The 14,955-nt window shown below is 70.0% G+C and carries 13 protein-coding genes; 8 read left to right on the plus strand and 5 right to left on the minus strand.

Annotated elements, in window-relative coordinates:
• Nucleotides 1-15 precede the first annotated feature (15 nt).
• The 5 genes from JQS43_RS08870 (at nucleotide 16) to JQS43_RS08890 (ending at nucleotide 4,888) form a co-directional block, all read left to right on the plus strand.
• The gene (locus JQS43_RS08870; RefSeq protein WP_239678578.1) at nucleotides 16-324 is read left to right on the plus strand and encodes a hypothetical protein; all 309 of its coding nucleotides are present in this window, start codon (nucleotides 16-18) and stop codon (nucleotides 322-324) included.
• A complete protein-coding gene (priA, locus tag JQS43_RS08875; protein ID WP_239678579.1) occupies nucleotides 324-1,052 on the plus strand; it encodes a bifunctional 1-(5-phosphoribosyl)-5-((5-phosphoribosylamino)methylideneamino)imidazole-4-carboxamide isomerase/phosphoribosylanthranilate isomerase PriA in 729 nt (242 codons plus the stop codon). Before JQS43_RS08870 ends, priA begins: the two co-directional genes overlap by 1 nt.
• Nucleotides 1,053-1,075: 23 nt before the next feature.
• Complete coding sequence (locus tag JQS43_RS08880) at nucleotides 1,076-2,650, plus strand: AAA family ATPase (protein ID WP_239678580.1); 1,575 nt, start codon at nucleotides 1,076-1,078, stop codon at nucleotides 2,648-2,650.
• A 44-nt stretch (nucleotides 2,651-2,694) separates the two neighbouring features.
• Nucleotides 2,695-3,456, plus strand: a complete 762-nt coding sequence (gene hisF, locus JQS43_RS08885; RefSeq protein WP_239678581.1) for an imidazole glycerol phosphate synthase subunit HisF — start codon at nucleotides 2,695-2,697, stop codon at nucleotides 3,454-3,456.
• A 148-nt stretch (nucleotides 3,457-3,604) separates the two neighbouring features.
• Nucleotides 3,605-4,888 carry a hypothetical protein gene (locus JQS43_RS08890; RefSeq protein ID WP_239678582.1) on the plus strand — a complete coding sequence of 428 codons (1,284 nt, stop codon included), beginning with the start codon at nucleotides 3,605-3,607 and terminating at the stop codon, nucleotides 4,886-4,888.
• Nucleotides 4,889-4,970: 82 nt separating this feature from the next.
• Here the strand turns inward: JQS43_RS08890 and JQS43_RS08895 are convergent, their stop codons facing one another.
• Nucleotides 4,971-6,794, minus strand: coding sequence for an AMP-dependent synthetase/ligase (locus JQS43_RS08895; RefSeq protein WP_239678583.1), 1,824 nt, complete (start codon nucleotides 6,792-6,794; stop codon nucleotides 4,971-4,973).
• 224 nt (nucleotides 6,795-7,018) lie between these two features.
• Here JQS43_RS08895 and JQS43_RS08900 point away from each other — a divergent pair, with 224 nt between their 5' ends.
• Both JQS43_RS08900 and JQS43_RS08905 read left to right on the plus strand, forming a co-directional pair.
• A complete protein-coding gene (locus tag JQS43_RS08900; protein WP_239678584.1) occupies nucleotides 7,019-8,836 on the plus strand; it encodes an ABC transporter ATP-binding protein in 1,818 nt (605 codons plus the stop codon).
• Nucleotides 8,833-10,629, plus strand: coding sequence for an ABC transporter ATP-binding protein (locus JQS43_RS08905; RefSeq protein ID WP_239678585.1), 1,797 nt, complete (start codon nucleotides 8,833-8,835; stop codon nucleotides 10,627-10,629). Before JQS43_RS08900 ends, JQS43_RS08905 begins: the two co-directional genes overlap by 4 nt.
• Before the next feature lie 13 nt (nucleotides 10,630-10,642).
• Here the strand turns inward: JQS43_RS08905 and JQS43_RS08910 are convergent, their stop codons facing one another.
• The 4 genes from JQS43_RS08910 to JQS43_RS08925 all read right to left on the minus strand — a co-directional run bounded on the left by JQS43_RS08910 (nucleotide 10,643) and on the right by JQS43_RS08925 (nucleotide 14,291).
• Nucleotides 10,643-11,251 (minus strand): TetR/AcrR family transcriptional regulator, encoded by a 609-nt coding sequence (locus tag JQS43_RS08910; protein ID WP_239678586.1) that lies wholly within the window; start codon nucleotides 11,249-11,251, stop codon nucleotides 10,643-10,645.
• A gap of 18 nt (nucleotides 11,252-11,269) precedes the next feature.
• Complete coding sequence (locus JQS43_RS08915) at nucleotides 11,270-12,007, minus strand: ABC transporter permease (protein ID WP_239678587.1); 738 nt, start codon at nucleotides 12,005-12,007, stop codon at nucleotides 11,270-11,272.
• Nucleotides 12,007-12,759 carry an ABC transporter ATP-binding protein gene (locus JQS43_RS08920; protein ID WP_239678588.1) on the minus strand — a complete coding sequence of 251 codons (753 nt, stop codon included), beginning with the start codon at nucleotides 12,757-12,759 and terminating at the stop codon, nucleotides 12,007-12,009. The genes JQS43_RS08915 and JQS43_RS08920 overlap by 1 nt, the downstream gene beginning before the upstream one ends.
• 197 nt (nucleotides 12,760-12,956) lie before the next feature.
• Entirely contained in the window at nucleotides 12,957-14,291 is a 1,335-nt protein-coding gene (locus JQS43_RS08925; RefSeq protein ID WP_239678589.1) for a hypothetical protein, read from the minus strand.
• A 130-nt stretch (nucleotides 14,292-14,421) separates the two neighbouring features.
• On the opposite strand from JQS43_RS08925, the gene hisI reads away from it, so the two are divergent.
• Nucleotides 14,422-14,826: a phosphoribosyl-AMP cyclohydrolase gene (gene hisI / locus JQS43_RS08930; protein WP_239678590.1), complete on the plus strand. Its 405-nt coding sequence runs from the start codon at nucleotides 14,422-14,424 to the stop codon at nucleotides 14,824-14,826.
• The last annotated feature ends 129 nt before the right edge of the window (nucleotides 14,827-14,955 follow it).

Below are 14,955 nucleotides of genomic sequence, written 5' to 3' on the forward strand. Positions count from 1 at the left end.
GACGGGAGAGTCGCCGTGAGCAAGCAGCGCACCGCCAACAAGTCGTCGGGTGGCATGTCGAAGGCGACCGGCAAGTCGAAGAAGGCTTCAGGCAAGCAGCACCCGGCCAGCCGCCGCGGCGGCAGGTACGGCGGCCGCGGTCGCACCGGCTTCGCCGGCATGCGCCGTACCCGCACGCAGCGGCTCGGCATCGCCGCGGTGGCGCTGGTGGCGCTCGCGCTGATCTGGTTGTTTGTGGAGTGGCAGCTGGCGATCGGGCTCAGCGCCCTGGTGCTGCTGGTGCTGCCCGCGTTCGTAGTGCTGACGATGGGACGTCGATACTGATGACACTAACTCTGCTGCCGGCGGTCGACGTGGCCGACGGGGTGGCGGTGCGGCTGGTGCAGGGCGAAGCGGGCACCGAGACCGGTTACGGCGATCCGCTGGAGGCGGCGCTGGCGTGGCAACGGGCCGGCGCGCAGTGGGTGCACCTGGTGGACCTGGACGCCGCGTTCGGCCGGGGCAGCAACGCCGACCTGCTCGCCGACGTGGTCCGGCAGCTGGATGTGGCGGTCGAGCTCTCCGGCGGCATCCGGGACGACGCGTCGCTGCGGGCGGCGCTGGGCACCGGCGCGGCCCGGGTCAACATCGGTACCGCCGCGCTGGAGGACCCGGCCTGGTGCGACAAGGTGGTCGGGGAGTATGGCGACCGGATCGCGATCGGCCTGGACGTGCGCGACCGGACCCTCTCCGCCCGCGGTTGGACCCGCGACGGTGGGGACCTCTTCGACGTCCTCGCCCGGCTGGACGCCGCCGGCTGCGCCCGTTACGTGGTGACCGACATCCGCCGCGACGGCACCCTCACCGGCCCCAATCTGGACCTGCTGCGGGAGGTGTGTGCGCGTACCCCGGCGCCGGTGATCGCCTCCGGCGGCGTCTCCACACTGGATGACCTGCGCGCGCTCGCCGGCCTGGCGCCGCTGGGAGTGGAGGGCGTGATCTGCGGCAAGGCGCTCTACGCCGGCGCGTTCACCATCGAAGAAGCGCTCGCCACCCTCGCGGCCCCCAGCTGACCCGGCTGCCGGACAATCGCGGCATGGGTCGTTGGTTCAACACCGCCGGGCCGTGCCTGCCCGAATACCATTACATGATTCCGGCGCTGCGCCGGCTGCCGGAGGCCCCCCGGCTGGTGTCGCAGCTCGGCTACTTCGTGGTCCACGCGCCGCGGCAGACCGGGAAGACCACCGCGGTCCGAGCGCTCGGTGACGACCTCACCGCCTCCGGCGAGTACGTGTCGATGGCGTTTACGTGCGAGATCGGCCGGGCGGCCGGGGATGACTACCACGCGGCGATCCAGGGGGTGGTGCAGGAGATCCGCAGTCGGGCGGAGGTAGCACTACCTCCCGAGCTCCGACCGCCGCCGTGGCCGCAGGACGGTGAGAATCTCCTCAAGGAGGCGCTCGCGGCGTGGGCGCGGGCGTGCCCGCGGCCGCTGGTGCTGTTCTTCGACGAGATCGACGCGCTGCGGGGCCAGAGCCTGATCAGCGTGCTGAGCCAGTTGCGAGCTGGCTATAACGAGCGGCCGGCCGATTTTCCCGCCTCGGTGGTGCTGTGCGGGCTGCGCGACGTTCGGGACTACAAGGCGGCGGCTGGGGGCGACCCGCGCCGGCTGGGCACCGCCAGCCCATTCAATATCAAGCTGAAGAGCCTACGGGTCGGGGACTTCACCGCCGCCGAGGTGGCCGAGCTGTACGGGCAGCACACCGCCGACACCGGGCAGGAGTTCACAGCGGATGCGGTGGCCCGGGCGTTTGAACTTACCGGCGGACAGCCGTGGCTGGTCAACGCCCTCGCCAAGGAGATCGTCGAAGAGATCAGTGTGCCCACAGCGGAGCCGATCACGGTGGAGCATGTGGAGGCTGCCAAGGAGCGGCTGATCCTGGCCCGCGCCACCCACCTGGACTCGCTCGCCGCGCGCCTGGCCGAACCGCGGGTCCGTCGGGTCATCGAGCCGGTGCTGGCCGGGACCCTCGCTCAGTTGGAGCCATACGACGATGACACCCGCTACGTGCGCGATCTGGGGCTGGTGGCGTCGAGCCCGCCGGTCCGGATCGCCAACCCGATCTATCACGAGGTGATCGTGCGGGTCCTGGGCAGCGCCGTGGAGGAGAACGTGCTGGCCGATCCGCGCAGCTTCGTGCTGCCCGACGGCCGCTTCGACATCGACCTGCTGCTCCGGGAGTTCGCGGCGTTCTGGCGGGAAAATGGTGAGCTGCTCACCGCCGGGATGATCTACCACGAGGTGGCCCCGCAGTTGGTGCTCATGGGCTACCTGCAGCGGGTGGTCAACGGTGGTGGCACCGTAACCCGGGAGTACGGGCTTGGTCGGGGTCGGATCGACCTGCTCATTGAGTGGCCGTACCGGACTGCGGATGGCAAGCGGAGCTGGCAGCGGGAGGCGATCGAGTTGAAGGTCTGGCGTACCGGTGAGCCGGATCCGCTCGACCGGGGCCTGGCGCAGCTCGATGGCTATCTGGACCGGCTCGGCCTCGACCACGGTGTGCTGGTGGTCTTCGACCGGCGCGCCGAGGCCGCGCCGATCACCGACCGGACCGGCTTCGCCGAGCACCACAGTCCGGCGGGGCGGCCGGTCACCCTGCTACGAGGGTGAGCGTGCCCGGGCGGCCGGGGCCCGCCGACCGCTAGGCTCAAGGCATGAGCGTGGCGGTGCGGGTGATCCCCTGTCTGGATGTGGACGCCGGTCGGGTGGTCAAGGGAGTCCGGTTCCAGGATCTGCGGGACGCCGGCGACCCGGTCGAGCTGGCGGCGGCCTACGACGCGGCCGGCGCCGACGAGTTGACCTTCCTCGACGTCACCGCCTCGTCGGACGACCGGGACACCATGTTCGACGTGGTCCGGCGCACCGCCGAATCGGTGTTCATCCCGCTGACTGTGGGCGGCGGCGTAAGGAACGCCGATGATGTGGACCGGCTGCTGCGGGCCGGTGCCGACAAGGTGGGCGTCAACACCGCGGCGGTGGCGCGACCGGAGGTGATCGCCGAGATCGCCGAGCGGTTCGGCCGGCAGGTGCTGGTGTTGTCGCTGGATGTGCGGCGCGCGGCCGGTACGCCCAGTGGGTTCGAGGTGACCACCCACGGCGGTCGCCGTGGCACCGGCATCGACGCGGTCGAGTGGGCGCGCCGCGGCGCCGAGTTGGGCGCCGGCGAGATCCTGCTGAACTCGATGGACGCCGACGGCACCAAGGACGGCTTCGACCTACCGCTGATCGAGGCGGTGCGGCGGGCGGTGGAGATCCCGGTGATCGCCTCTGGCGGCGCCGGTTCGGTCGCGGACTTTCCCCCGGCGGTGTCGGCCGGCGCCGACGCGGTGCTCGCGGCCAGCGTCTTCCACTTCGGTGAGTTGACCATCGGGGCGGTGAAGGAGTCGCTGCACGCCGCCGGCCACCCGGTCCGTTAGCGTGCGGGAGGGCTATCCGGGCATTGCGGACGATGTCTGGAAGATTCTCAACGATGTGCTCAGTCAGACCCTGTAATCGGCTGGTAGCAGGGCGCGAAACCGGCTCGCGCTCCCGCGCGGGGTGACAGCGCCGGTTAAGGTGACGGCCATGACCGATCCGCTGCAACAGCTGAGTTCCCAATTCGCCGGGCTGTGGGTACGTCGCGAGAGCGCGTACGGGCAGGTCTTCGTCGGCCGGGACTCGCTGGGGGTCGAGGTGACCATTGCGGTGCTGAGCGCGACCGCGGCCGCCGATCCCACATTGCGGAACGCGTTCGCCGAGTCGGTGTGGCAGCGCAGCGTCGGGTCCGAGTCCAGCCGGGCGATCGTGTACGCGGCGGACCTGCACGCGCCGCTGCCGTGGGCAGCGGTGCGGGTTGCGGGGGCCGAACCCGGTGCCGAACAGCTACTCGACGACCTGCCTGGGGTCGCGCCGACCTCCCCGTTGGGCTATCCCGTGCTGCAGCAGCCGGGTCCGGACTCGGCGCCGCCGGCCCCGAGCTCGGGGGCGCCGTCGACTCCCGGCTTCGGCGCGGGTCCGGGCTTCGCTCCGGCGCCGGCCTTCAGCTCGTCGTCGCCGACCTCCGGCACGACCCCTACCCCGACCTTCAGCTCGCCGCCCACCGCCAGCGGCCAGCAGTGGCCGTCACCGGCACCGCCCTCGACCGGCGGGCGTGGGGGTGGGGCGCTGCCGTGGCTGCTGGGCCTGGGCGGCGCGGCGATGGTCGTGGTGTTGGTGGTGGTCGGTTCGGTGATCGGGCTGCGGCTGCTGGACCGGGATTCGGGGGAGCAGCCGCGGGAGCCGGTCGCCGGGCCGACCTTCGCCCCCACCGTCACCCCGGATCCGGATCCTGCCCCGACCGAGACCAGCGGCGGCGACGAGCTCGAGCTGCGTCCGGTGGAGCAGCTGGATCTGTTCGGTCCGCAGAACTTCGGCCGCGCCGACGAGACCTACACGATGCAGCTCAACGGCTTTCCGTTCGCGTTCCGCACGCCGATTGATTGGGACTGCTTTGGCGGCACGTTCGAGCCCCGGCCGGACGATCCGGCGTGGTCATGCCGCGGAGACGCCGGCGCGGGGCAGCGGGTGGACGTGTTGCTGTTGGAGTGCGAGCGAGGCTGCGACTCCGAGGAGCGGGCGGAGCTGCTGGATGTCTGGCTGGATCAGCCGGAGGCGGCGGTCAGCCCGCCCGGCTGGCCGAACATCATCTACGTGGAGCAGGACAGTAACTCCCGCGACAACTACGACATCGATTTGAGTCATTTTATCGCCGACCCGGCGGGTGGTGGTTCGGAGCTTGAGTGGATGGTGGGGGTCTATGTCGAGTCGCCGCACGACACCGTGGACGACGTGATCAAGATCCTCAACGACATCATCAGCCAGACCGCGTAACGCCGCCCCCGTACGTTGATCATGGGGTTAGGGGTCTGATTTGGCCCTGACCATGTACCTAACCCCATGATCAACTCGCACTTCAGAGTTGGGCGACGGCGTCTTCGTAGAGCTTGTCGATGGTGTCGGAGAAGTTCTCCTCGACGCCTCTCCGCTTGATCTTCATCGAGGGGGTGACCTCCCCGTCCTCGATGCTCAGATCCCGCGGCAGCACCGCGAACTTCTTGATCGTCTCCCACCGGTTGAGCTTGCCGTTCAGCTCCTCGACGTAGCCGCCGACCAGCTCGTGCACCTGCTTGGAGGTGACGATCTCCTCGTACGGCTTGCCCTCGAGCGGGCCGCCCTTGGCCCAGTCGCTGATCGCGTCCGGGTCGAGCGTGACCAGCATGGTGCAGAAGTTGCGGGTGTGGGCGATCACCACCGCCTGCGAGGTGTACGGGCAGATCGCCTTGAACCGGCCCTCGATGGTGCTGGGCGAGATGTACTTGCCGCCGGAGGTCTTGACCAGGTCCTTCTTCCGGTCGGTGATCTTCAGATAGCCCTCGCGGTCCAGTTCGCCGATGTCGCCGGTGCGGAAGAACCCGTCCTCGGTGAACGACTCCTGGGTGGCCTCCGGCAGGTTGCGGTAGCCCCGCATCACCGGCGCGCCGCGCAGCAGGATCTCGCCGTCCTCGTCGAGCTTCACCTCCAGGTCGCCGAGCGCCTGACCGACCGTACCGATCTTGACCTTGCCGGGCCGGTTGACGAAGTTGGCGGCGCTGCTCTCAGTCAGCCCGTAACCCTCGCAGATCGGCAGGCTGGCACCGGCGAAGAACTCGGCGATTTCTCGGGACAGCGGCGCGGCGCCGGAGACCAGCACCCGGATCCGCCCACCCAGCCGCTGCTGCATCTTGCTGAAGACCAGCTTGTTGGCGATCGCGTACTGGATCCCCAGCAACCCGCCGACGGACTGGCCGGCCTGCTCCTTGGCGACCTTCTGCCGGCCCACCGAGGTGGCCCAGGAGAAGATCTTGGCCTTGGCCCCGCCGGCGCTCTGGGCGGTGGTGACCACCCGGTTGTAGACCTTCTCGTAGATCCGGGGGGCGCCGCACATCAGCGTCGGCCGGACCAGCCCGAGGTTGTCCACCAGCTTGTCGACCCGGCCGTCGACGTAGGTAGGCAGGCCGACGTGGATCATTCCGCAGATCAGCGTCTTGCCGAAGGAGTGGGAGAGCGGCAACCACAGGAAATGCAGGTCGTCGGGGCGCAGGATCTCCAGGTCGCCCTGGGCGACCCCCTCCCAGCACCAGCCGCGGTGCAACAGCTCGACACCCTTGGGTTTGCCGGTCGTGCCGGAGGTGTAGATCAGGGTGGCGAGGTGCTCGGGCGCCACGGTCTCGACGATCTTGGAGATCATCTCCGGGTCCTCGGCGAGGGCCCGGCCCCCGCGCTGCTCCAGCTCGGCCAGCGTGAGTTGGGCGGGGGTGGCGGCCGGGTCCGCTTCGCCTTCGATCAGCACGACGTGGGTGACCTCCGGGAGGTCCGCGCCGGCTAGCTTCGCCACCTGGTCGTGGTCCTCGGCGACGACCACCTTGGAGCCGGAGTCGCGCACGATGTAGGTGGCGTCCTCAGCCTCGGTCGTCGGGTAGACCGTGGTGGTCGCGCCGCCGGCGCACATGATGCCGAGGTCGGCGAGCACCCACTCAAGGCGGGTGTTCGCAGCGATCGCCACCCGGTCCTCGGCGTTGATGCCGAGGCCGCGGAGTCCGGCGGCGATGGCCTTGGCTCGTTCCCCTACCTGCGCCCAGGTCAGCCAGACCTGGCCGCTGTCGTCCGGGGTGGGAGCCCCGAAGGCGCGAGCGTCAGGTGTGGCTTCGACGCGCTTGAAGAACATGTCGGGAATCGAGCGGTATGGGATGTTAGTCATGGTGGAGCCAGCCTCCGGTAAACGAGTGACCGCCATCACGTCGGATGCGCGTTCCTGAAGCCTATGGTTCATACCAGAGCCGGGGCAACTGCATCGAACCCCGCACCGCACGGGATTCGTCACGGACTGTTGTGTGATGGTTAACACAGCGAATATTCGATGGTCAACATATGTTTCTCCCGGTAAGGATGGGGAAGTAACGCGAACCTTGTGGGTGGGGACGGGTGGCCTTGAAGACGAGTCGGGACGTGCTGCTGCGTGGATTGCGCGTACTCGGCATCGGCATCCGGCGCCAACCCCGCATCTTCGTCGTCGCCCTCGTCGGCAGCTGTGCCTTCGGGCTGCTGATCATCGCGAACGCGTACGTGATCGGCGCGGTCGTCGGCGAGGTGGCGTTGCCGGCGATCGAGAGCGGCGACCTGCGACTCGGTGCGCTCCTGTTGGCCGCGGCCGCCCTGATCGGGCTGAGTGTGTTGCGGGTGGTCAGCATCTTCGCCCGCCGGATCGGTGCCGGGTACATGCAGTACCGGCTGCAGGCCAGCCTCCGGCGCCAGGTGACCCGGCGCTACCTGCGGCTGCCGGTCTCCTGGCACCAGCGGAATGCGACCGGCACCCTGCTCTCCAACGCCAACTCCGATGTCGAGGCGACCTGGTTCCCGATCGCCCCGATGCCGTTCGCCGTGGGCACGGCGGTGATGTTGGTGACCGCGATCGGGGTTGTCTTCGCCACCGACCCGGCGCTCGGCCTGGTGGCCTTGACGATCTTCCCGGCGCTACTGACCCTGAACGTCTTCTACTCCCGACGGATGGCCCCCCGGCAGGCGCGGGCCCAACAGCTCCGGGCCGCGGTCAGCGCGATCGGGCACGAGAGCTTCGACGGCGCGCTGGTGGTCAAGACCATGGGCCGCGAGGCCGAGGAGACCCAGCGCTTCGACGGCAAGGCCAAGGAGCTGCGGGACGCGCTGATCCGGATCGGCCGGCTCCGCGGCATGTTCGACCCGTTGCTGGAGACGCTGCCGCACCTCGGCACCCTGGCGGTGCTGCTGGTCGGCACCGCCCGGGTGCGGCAGGGTGCGATCGACGTGACCGAGCTGGTCAGCGTGGCGTACCTGTTCACCGTGATGGCCTTCCCGGTCCGGGCGATCGGCTGGGTGCTGGCCGAACTCCCGCGCAGCGTCGCCGGCTGGGACCGAGTGCAGCGGGTGCTGAGCGCCACCGGTGAGATGCCCTACGGGCAGCAGCGGGTGGACACCTCGACCGCCCCGGCGAGCCTACGCTTCGACCAGGTCGGCTTCGCCCACGCCGACCGACAACCGGTGCTGCGTGACATCTCCTTCGAGGTGCCGGCCGGCCGCACCGTGGCCCTGGTCGGCGCTACCGGAGCCGGCAAGTCGACATTGGTCAACCTCGCCTGCCGGTTGGTGGACCCCGGCACCGGCGCCGTCAGCATCGACGGGGTCGACCTGCGGGAACTCTCAGCCGCATCGCTCGCCCGGACGGTCGCGCTCGTGCCCCAGGTGCCGTTCGGCTTCGACGACTCGGTGCGGGCCAACGTCAGCCTCGACCGGTCGGGCATCGACGACGCCCAGGTGTGGCAGGCGCTGCGGCTCGCCCAGGCCGACGGCTACGTCGCCGGCCTCGCCGACGGACTGGACACGGTGGTGGGGGAGCGTGGCACCAGCCTCTCGGGCGGGCAGCGGCAGCGCCTCACCCTCGCCCGTGCGCTGGCCGGTCAGCCCCGGCTGCTGATCCTCGACGACGCCACCAGCGCGGTCGATCCGCGGGTGGAGGCGGCGATCCTGGCCGGCCTGCGCGGCGGCGGCACGTCGATTCTGGTGGTGGCCTACCGGCGGGCGACGATCGCGCTCGCCGACGAGGTGGTCTACCTGGAGGGTGGGGTGGTCGCGGCCCGGGGACGCCACGTCGAGCTGCTCGCCGAGGTGCCGGGCTACCGCAACCTGGTCACCGCGTATGAGCAGGCGGAGGCCGAGCGGGAACGGCAACAGGCGTTCGACGAGACCACGAGCGAGGTGACGCGATGAGCACCGCCGCCCCGCCCGCTGCCGGTCTGCCCGAGCCCGACGAGTCGATCCTGCGGACCACCCGGCGAGGGCTGGCGCTCTCGCCGGAGCTACGCACCGGCCTGGCCGGCACCCTCGCCTTCGCCGTCGTGTCGATGGCCGGCCGGGTGGCGGCGCCGGTCGCCATCCAGCAGGGGATCGACCGGGGCCTGCTGGCCGAGGGCGGCCCGGATGTGGGCACGGTCGGGTGGATCGTCGGGATCACGCTGGCGGTGCTGGCCGTAACCACCTTCTGCGGCTACCAGATGATGGTGCGGTTGTTCACCGTCACCGAGACCGCCCTCGCCGGAGTGCGGGTACGCGCGTTCCGGCACGTACACAACCTGTCCATGCTGCACCAACAGTCGGAGCGGCGCGGGTCGCTAACCTCCCGGGTCACCAGCGACGTCGACATCGTCACCCAGTTCCTCCAGTTCGGCGGAGTGATCCTGCTGATCAGCCTGGGGCAGCTGACGGTCGCGGCGCTGGTGATGGCGTTCTACTCCTGGCAGCTGACGCTGGTGGTGCTCGCGGCGTTCGTGCCGGCGGCTTTCGTCATCCGGATCTTCCAGCGCAAGCTCGCCGCCGCGTACGGGACAGTGCGCCGGCGGGTCGGCGAGATGCTCGCCGCGGTCGGCGAGAGCGTCGTCGGCGCCGAGGTGATCCGGGCCTACGGGGTGTCCGACCGGACCGCCCGGCGGGTCGACACCGCCATCGACGATCACCAACGTGCCCAGCAGAAGGCGATCCGTACCAGCGTGATGAGCTTCTCCACCGGTGAGCTGGCGGCCGGGCTGGCGCTCGCCTCGGTGGTGCTGCTCGGGGTCTACCTGGGGGTGGACGGCAGCCTCACGGTCGGCCAACTGACCGCGTTCCTGTTCCTCACCACGCTGTTCATCCAACCGGTGCAGATCTTCACCGAGGTGCTGAACGAGGCGCAGAACGCCGTCGCCGGCTACCGGCGGGTGCTCAATGTGCTCGACATGGCGCCCGACGTCGCGGACCCGGGCGACGAGGGCCAGGCGCTGCCGCCGGGGCCACTGGATCTGCGCTTCCGATCGGTCGGGTTCGCCTACCCGGGCGGCCCCGAGGTGTTGCGCGACGTGGACCTGTCGATCGCCGCCCAGACCCGGGTAGCGGTCGTGGGGGAGACCGGCAGCGGCAAGACCACCTTCGCCAAGTTGCTCACCCGGCTGATGGACCCCACCCGGGGCGAGGTGTGGCTCGGCGGCGTGCCGCTGCCTGAGATCCGGTTCGATTCCTTGCGGTCCCGCGTGGTGATGGTGCCCCAGGATGGTTTCCTCTTCAACACCACCGTCGCCGAAAACATCCGGTTCGGCCGGCCCGAACTCTCCGACGCCGACCTTGACCTGGCGCTGGCCGAGTTGGGCCTCGCCGACTGGGTCGCCGGGCTCGCCGACGGGGTGCAGACCCCGGTCGGCGAGCGGGGTGAGGCGCTGAGCGTCGGCGAACGTCAGCTGGTGGCGCTCGTCCGCGCCTACGTGGCCGACCCGGACCTACTTGTGCTTGACGAGGCGACCAGCGCCGTCGACCCGGCCACCGAGGTGCGGCTGCAGCGCACCCTCGACGCGGTGACCCGCGGTCGGACCACAGTGGCGATCGCGCACCGGCTCAGCACCGCGCAATCCGCCGACGAGGTGCTGGTCTTCGACTCCGGCGAGCTGGTCCAGCGGGGGTCGCACGCGCAGTTGCTGACCGATACCGACTCGATCTACGCCCGGCTCTACGCCTCCTGGCTGGAACAGACCCGCTGACCCGGCCGGGTGGTTACTCCGGCGGCGGTGACGGTAGCTCGCCGGTCAGGTAGCGCTGCACGGTAGGGCCGATCGCGGCCACGACCGTCTCGGCGGGGGCGGTCGCGATCGGTTCAAGCTGCAACACATACCGGGTGACGGCAAGTCCGGAGAGCTGCGAGGCGATCAGCGCGCCCCGGAGCTGCGCCTGCGCGGGGTCGATGCCGAGCCGCGCCATGGCGTGGCGTAGCAGTTGGGTGGTGAGAAACTCGCGAAGCAGCCGGGCGGCGAGCGGGTTGCTGACCGCCGATCGGAACAGCGCCACCCCGGCGGCGCCGGCCGGGGAGTCCCACACCGTCAGGAAGGTACGGACGAGTCGCTCACCGGCGCCGTCGGGGCCGTCGGCGAAGGCGCGGTCGAGGATCTCCGCCGGGGAGAACGGAAAGTCGATGGTGGCGGCGAAGAGCTTCTCTTTGCTGCCGAAGTAGTGGTGGACCAGCGCCGGGTCGACCCCGGCGCTGGTCGCGATCTGTCGCACGGTGGCCCGGTCGTATCCGTGCTCGGCGAAGGCGTCCCGGGCGGCGGTCAGGATCGTCTCCCGGGTGTCCTGCTTGCCGGGTCGCCGGCCACTGCGTCGGGTCACAACGGTCCAGGGTACGGATCAGGCGGTGCGCCGCCGAAGCGTGGTGGCGCCCGCCGTCAGCGCCAACACCACCACCCCCACCACGATCAGCAGGTCTCGCCACAGCTCGCCGGTCGGTTCTGCCGTCGCGCCCACCTCCTGCAGTGCGGCGACCGAGTACGACAGCGGCATGGCGTTGCTGACCCCCTCCAACCAGCCAGCCATCTGGTCGCGGGGGACGAACAGGCCGCAGAGCAGCAGTTGGGGGATGGCCACCACCGGCATGAACTGCACCGCCTGGAACTCGGTCCGGGCGAAGGCGCTGCACAACAGGCCCAACGCCACCCCGAGTACGGCGTTGGCGACCGCGATCAGCACCACCAGCCAGGCACTGCCGGCGGTCGCCAACCCCAGCACCCAGTAGGCCAAGGCCGCCGCGACCACCGCCTGCACCGCTGCGGCCAGCCCGAACGCCAACCCGTACGCGAAGAGCAGGTCCAGCTTGCCGACCGGGGTGGTGAAGAGTCGCTCAAGCGTGCCGCTGGTCCGTTCCCGCAGCATCGCGATGCTGGTCAGCAGGAACATCAGGATGAACGGGAAGACTCCCAGCATGGTCAGCGCCACCCGTTGGAACATCGGCTCCTGCTCCTCGAACATAAAGTAGAGCAGCGTCAGCAGAATCACCGGAACCCCGAGTACCAATCCGATGGTGCGCCGGTCGTGCCGTAGCTGCCGCAACACCCGCCGGGTGGTGCTGCTGAGAATGGACAGCGACATCACGCCACCTCCGCCGGGGTCGTCGGGCCGTCGGACTGGTGTGCGCTCCGGGCCCGGATCAGCCGCAGGAACGCCTGGTCGAGGTCGTCGGTGCCGGCGGTGGCCTTGACCGCCGCCGGGGTGTCGTCGGCGATGATCGTCCCGTCCCGGACCAGCAGCAGCCGGTCGCACCGGTTGGCCTCATCCATGACGTGGCTGGAGACCAGCAGGGTGCTGCCGCCGTTGGCGAGTTCCCGAAACCAGGCCCACAGCTCGTCCCGCAGCACCGGGTCCTGCCCCACGGTCGGCTCGTCGAGCACCAGGATCTCCGGCCGGCTGACGAGCGCGCAGGCGAGCGAGGCGCGGCTGCGTTGGCCGCCGGAGAGGTCGCCGACCAGCTGTCCGGCGTACCTGCTGAGGCCGGCGTTGCGGATGGTCTCGGTGGCGGCCTGCTTCCCCAGCCCGTACAGGCTGGCGAAGTACCGGACGTTCTCCTGGATGGTGAGGTCCGGGTAGACGCTGGGATTCTGCGTCACATAGCCGACGGTTCGTCGCAGCGCCGGTGAACCGGCCGGTTGGCCCAACACCGTGACCTGCCCGGATTTCACCACCTGCACCCCGACGACAGCCCGCATCAGGGTGGTCTTGCCGCTGCCGCTGGGCCCCAGCAGCCCGGTGATCAGGCCACCGGCCACCCGGGCGCTGACCTGGTGCAGCACGCGTCGCTTGCCGCGTTCGACGACGAGGTCGCAGACCTCGATAGCGGTCTTCATCGCTACTCCCCACAATTCAACAACCGATGAACTCAACGCTAGATGAAATCTAAGCCAGTGGCAAGCAGGGCCAGGTAGCTGGGTGGCTGGGTGGCTGGGTGGCTGGGTGGCTTGGCGGCTGGGCGCAGACGCAGGAGGCGCCGGCAGCCCATCGGCTGCCGGCGCCTCCTGCTATCGGGGCGTCGCTCGGGACGGCTCTACAGGGCGAGCACCTTTTCCAGGAACTCCCGGTAGCGGCGCATCGCCAACCGCATCGCCTCGGTGTCCACCTGCTCGGTGCCGCGGTACGGGTCGAGGTCGTCCCCGGCCGCCTGCAGATTCGACGCGAGCTGCTGGACCGCGTCATCGACCAGCGACTTGGCGCCGACGACCGCGGCGGCCGGGTCGTCGAAGAAGCTGTCCTGCACCTCGCGCAGCTGCTGCCGGATCCGGTCGGCGTCCGCGGCCGACCACAGGACGATCGGCCCGCCAGCAGCCGCCATCGGCGCCGGGGCGGCGGCGGGGGCCTCGCGCTCCGCCGCCTCCGGGCTATCGCTCGACATCGGAGGCTCGAACGACGAGACCACCGGTGGCGTGGTGGCGGGCAGCGGGCGGGTGTCAGGGGTAACCATGGGTGTCTCCGTATCGGTCTGCGGCTCGGCCGTCGACTCGGCCTTCGCCAGTTCGTCGGGCGCAACGGCGGCTGCCCGCTCGGTCGGTTCGGTGGGTCCGATCGGCGCCGCGGCGACCGGCGGGATCGCCTGGGTGGGCGGCCAGTCCGCGGGGCGGGGCGGGATGCCGGGCAACGCCGTAACGGCTGGTGGCTCGGCGGTGTCCACAACCGTCGCCGGAAGGTCTTCCTCCGGGTCGGCGGTAGCGTCCGAGTCAAGCTCCTCGTCGACCTCTTCGATGTCGTTGATGTCGTTGACCTCTTTGGCCTCGGCGCCTCCGCCGGCGCCGACGGTCGACTCCTCGACCACCACCGAGATGGGTGTGTCGGCCGGGTCGGTCGGGTCCTCGGTGGCTTCGGTCGCAACCTCCAGCATCTCCGCTGCCGCCCGGTCGACCTCGGCTGTCTCCGGATCGCCGGTGGGCGCCGGCTGAGCGAGCGCGGTCTCGCCGCCGGTGTCGGAGCCGTCGTCGACCGGCTCTATCGCTTCCGCTGCTGTTTCTGCTTCCGCGAGGTCCGGCTGGGCGGCGACCTCTTGATTCGTCTCCTCCTGGCTGTCGCGGGCCTCGATCTCATCCGAGCCGGGCTCCGTCGACTCGATGTCGCCGGCTTCGATGGCGTCCACCTCGGAGCCCGGGGAATCGGTGGTGTCGGTGTCGGTGTCGGTGGCGTCAGCGGCGGGGTCGGCGGGGTCGGCGGGGTCGGCGGGGTCGGCGGCCGCGGTGGGTTCGGGTGCGTCCTCGGCGCTGGTCTGCTCCGCTGCCTCCTCGGTGACCGCCGTCATCGCCGGGGCGATTACGGGGACTTCGGAGGTTGGTTCGTCGAGAATCGCCGCGTCAGCCGGAGGGCGCTGCTGGGGCGCCACTCCACGCAGGTCTCGCATGGTCGGTTCTTCGTCATGGGTACGGCGAGGGGGATAGGGGTACATGACGTCCTCCGGTCGGTGATTCCTGCGACAACCTACCGCTCGGGCGTTACCCGCACAGCCCTCCGAAGGTGCCGCCCGTGCCAAGATGATCGGTGTGAGTAAAGCAAATGAGTCGGATTCGCGATCGGCGCCTGGAGCACGCCTCGATCCAGAGATCGCCGCCCGGCTGCGCCGAGACGAGCACGGCCTGGTCGCGGCGGTGGTGCGGCAGTACGACACCGGCGAGGTGTTGATGCTGGCGTGGATGGACGACGAGGCGTTGCGCCGCACGCTGCAGACCGGCCGGGCCACCTATTGGTCGCGAAGTCGACAGCAGTATTGGGTGAAGGGCGAAACCTCCGGCCACCATCAGTACGTGCGGTCGGTGGCGCTCGACTGCGACGGCGACGCACTTTTGGTAAGCGTCGAGCAGGTCGGCCCGGCGTGCCACACCGGGGCACACAGCTGCTTCCACCGAGCATTGCCGATGACCCACCGCTCGGCGGTATAGAAGATCGGCCCAACCCCACGCCCGCTGAGTTGATCATGGACCTAGGTACATGATGGGGCGGGATTCGGCCCCCAAACCTCATGGTCAACACCTTCGGGGCGCCGTTGCGGCCACCTTGGTGGGTTGAGT

Origin of the sequence: Natronosporangium hydrolyticum (assembly GCF_016925615.1) — a bacterium.
Taxonomy (GTDB): Bacteria; Actinomycetota; Actinomycetes; order Mycobacteriales; family Micromonosporaceae; genus Natronosporangium; species Natronosporangium hydrolyticum.

Excerpts from the sequence above, each read along its gene's own strand:
- priA (WP_239678579.1), top strand. The coding sequence starts at position 324 with ATGACACTAACTCTGCTGCCGGCGGTCGACGTGGCCGACGGGGTGGCG.
- JQS43_RS08880 (WP_239678580.1), top strand. The coding sequence starts at position 1,076 with ATGGGTCGTTGGTTCAACACCGCCGGGCCGTGCCTGCCCGAATACCAT.
- hisF (WP_239678581.1), top strand. The coding sequence starts at position 2,695 with ATGAGCGTGGCGGTGCGGGTGATCCCCTGTCTGGATGTGGACGCCGGT.
- JQS43_RS08890 (WP_239678582.1), top strand. The coding sequence starts at position 3,605 with ATGACCGATCCGCTGCAACAGCTGAGTTCCCAATTCGCCGGGCTGTGG.
- JQS43_RS08895 (WP_239678583.1), bottom strand. The coding sequence starts at position 6,794 with ATGACTAACATCCCATACCGCTCGATTCCCGACATGTTCTTCAAGCGC.
- JQS43_RS08905 (WP_239678585.1), top strand. The coding sequence starts at position 8,833 with ATGAGCACCGCCGCCCCGCCCGCTGCCGGTCTGCCCGAGCCCGACGAG.
- JQS43_RS08915 (WP_239678587.1), bottom strand. The coding sequence starts at position 12,007 with ATGTCGCTGTCCATTCTCAGCAGCACCACCCGGCGGGTGTTGCGGCAG.
- JQS43_RS08920 (WP_239678588.1), bottom strand. The coding sequence starts at position 12,759 with ATGAAGACCGCTATCGAGGTCTGCGACCTCGTCGTCGAACGCGGCAAG.
- JQS43_RS08925 (WP_239678589.1), bottom strand. The coding sequence starts at position 14,291 with ATGCGAGACCTGCGTGGAGTGGCGCCCCAGCAGCGCCCTCCGGCTGAC.
- hisI (WP_239678590.1), top strand. The coding sequence starts at position 14,422 with ATGATCGGTGTGAGTAAAGCAAATGAGTCGGATTCGCGATCGGCGCCT.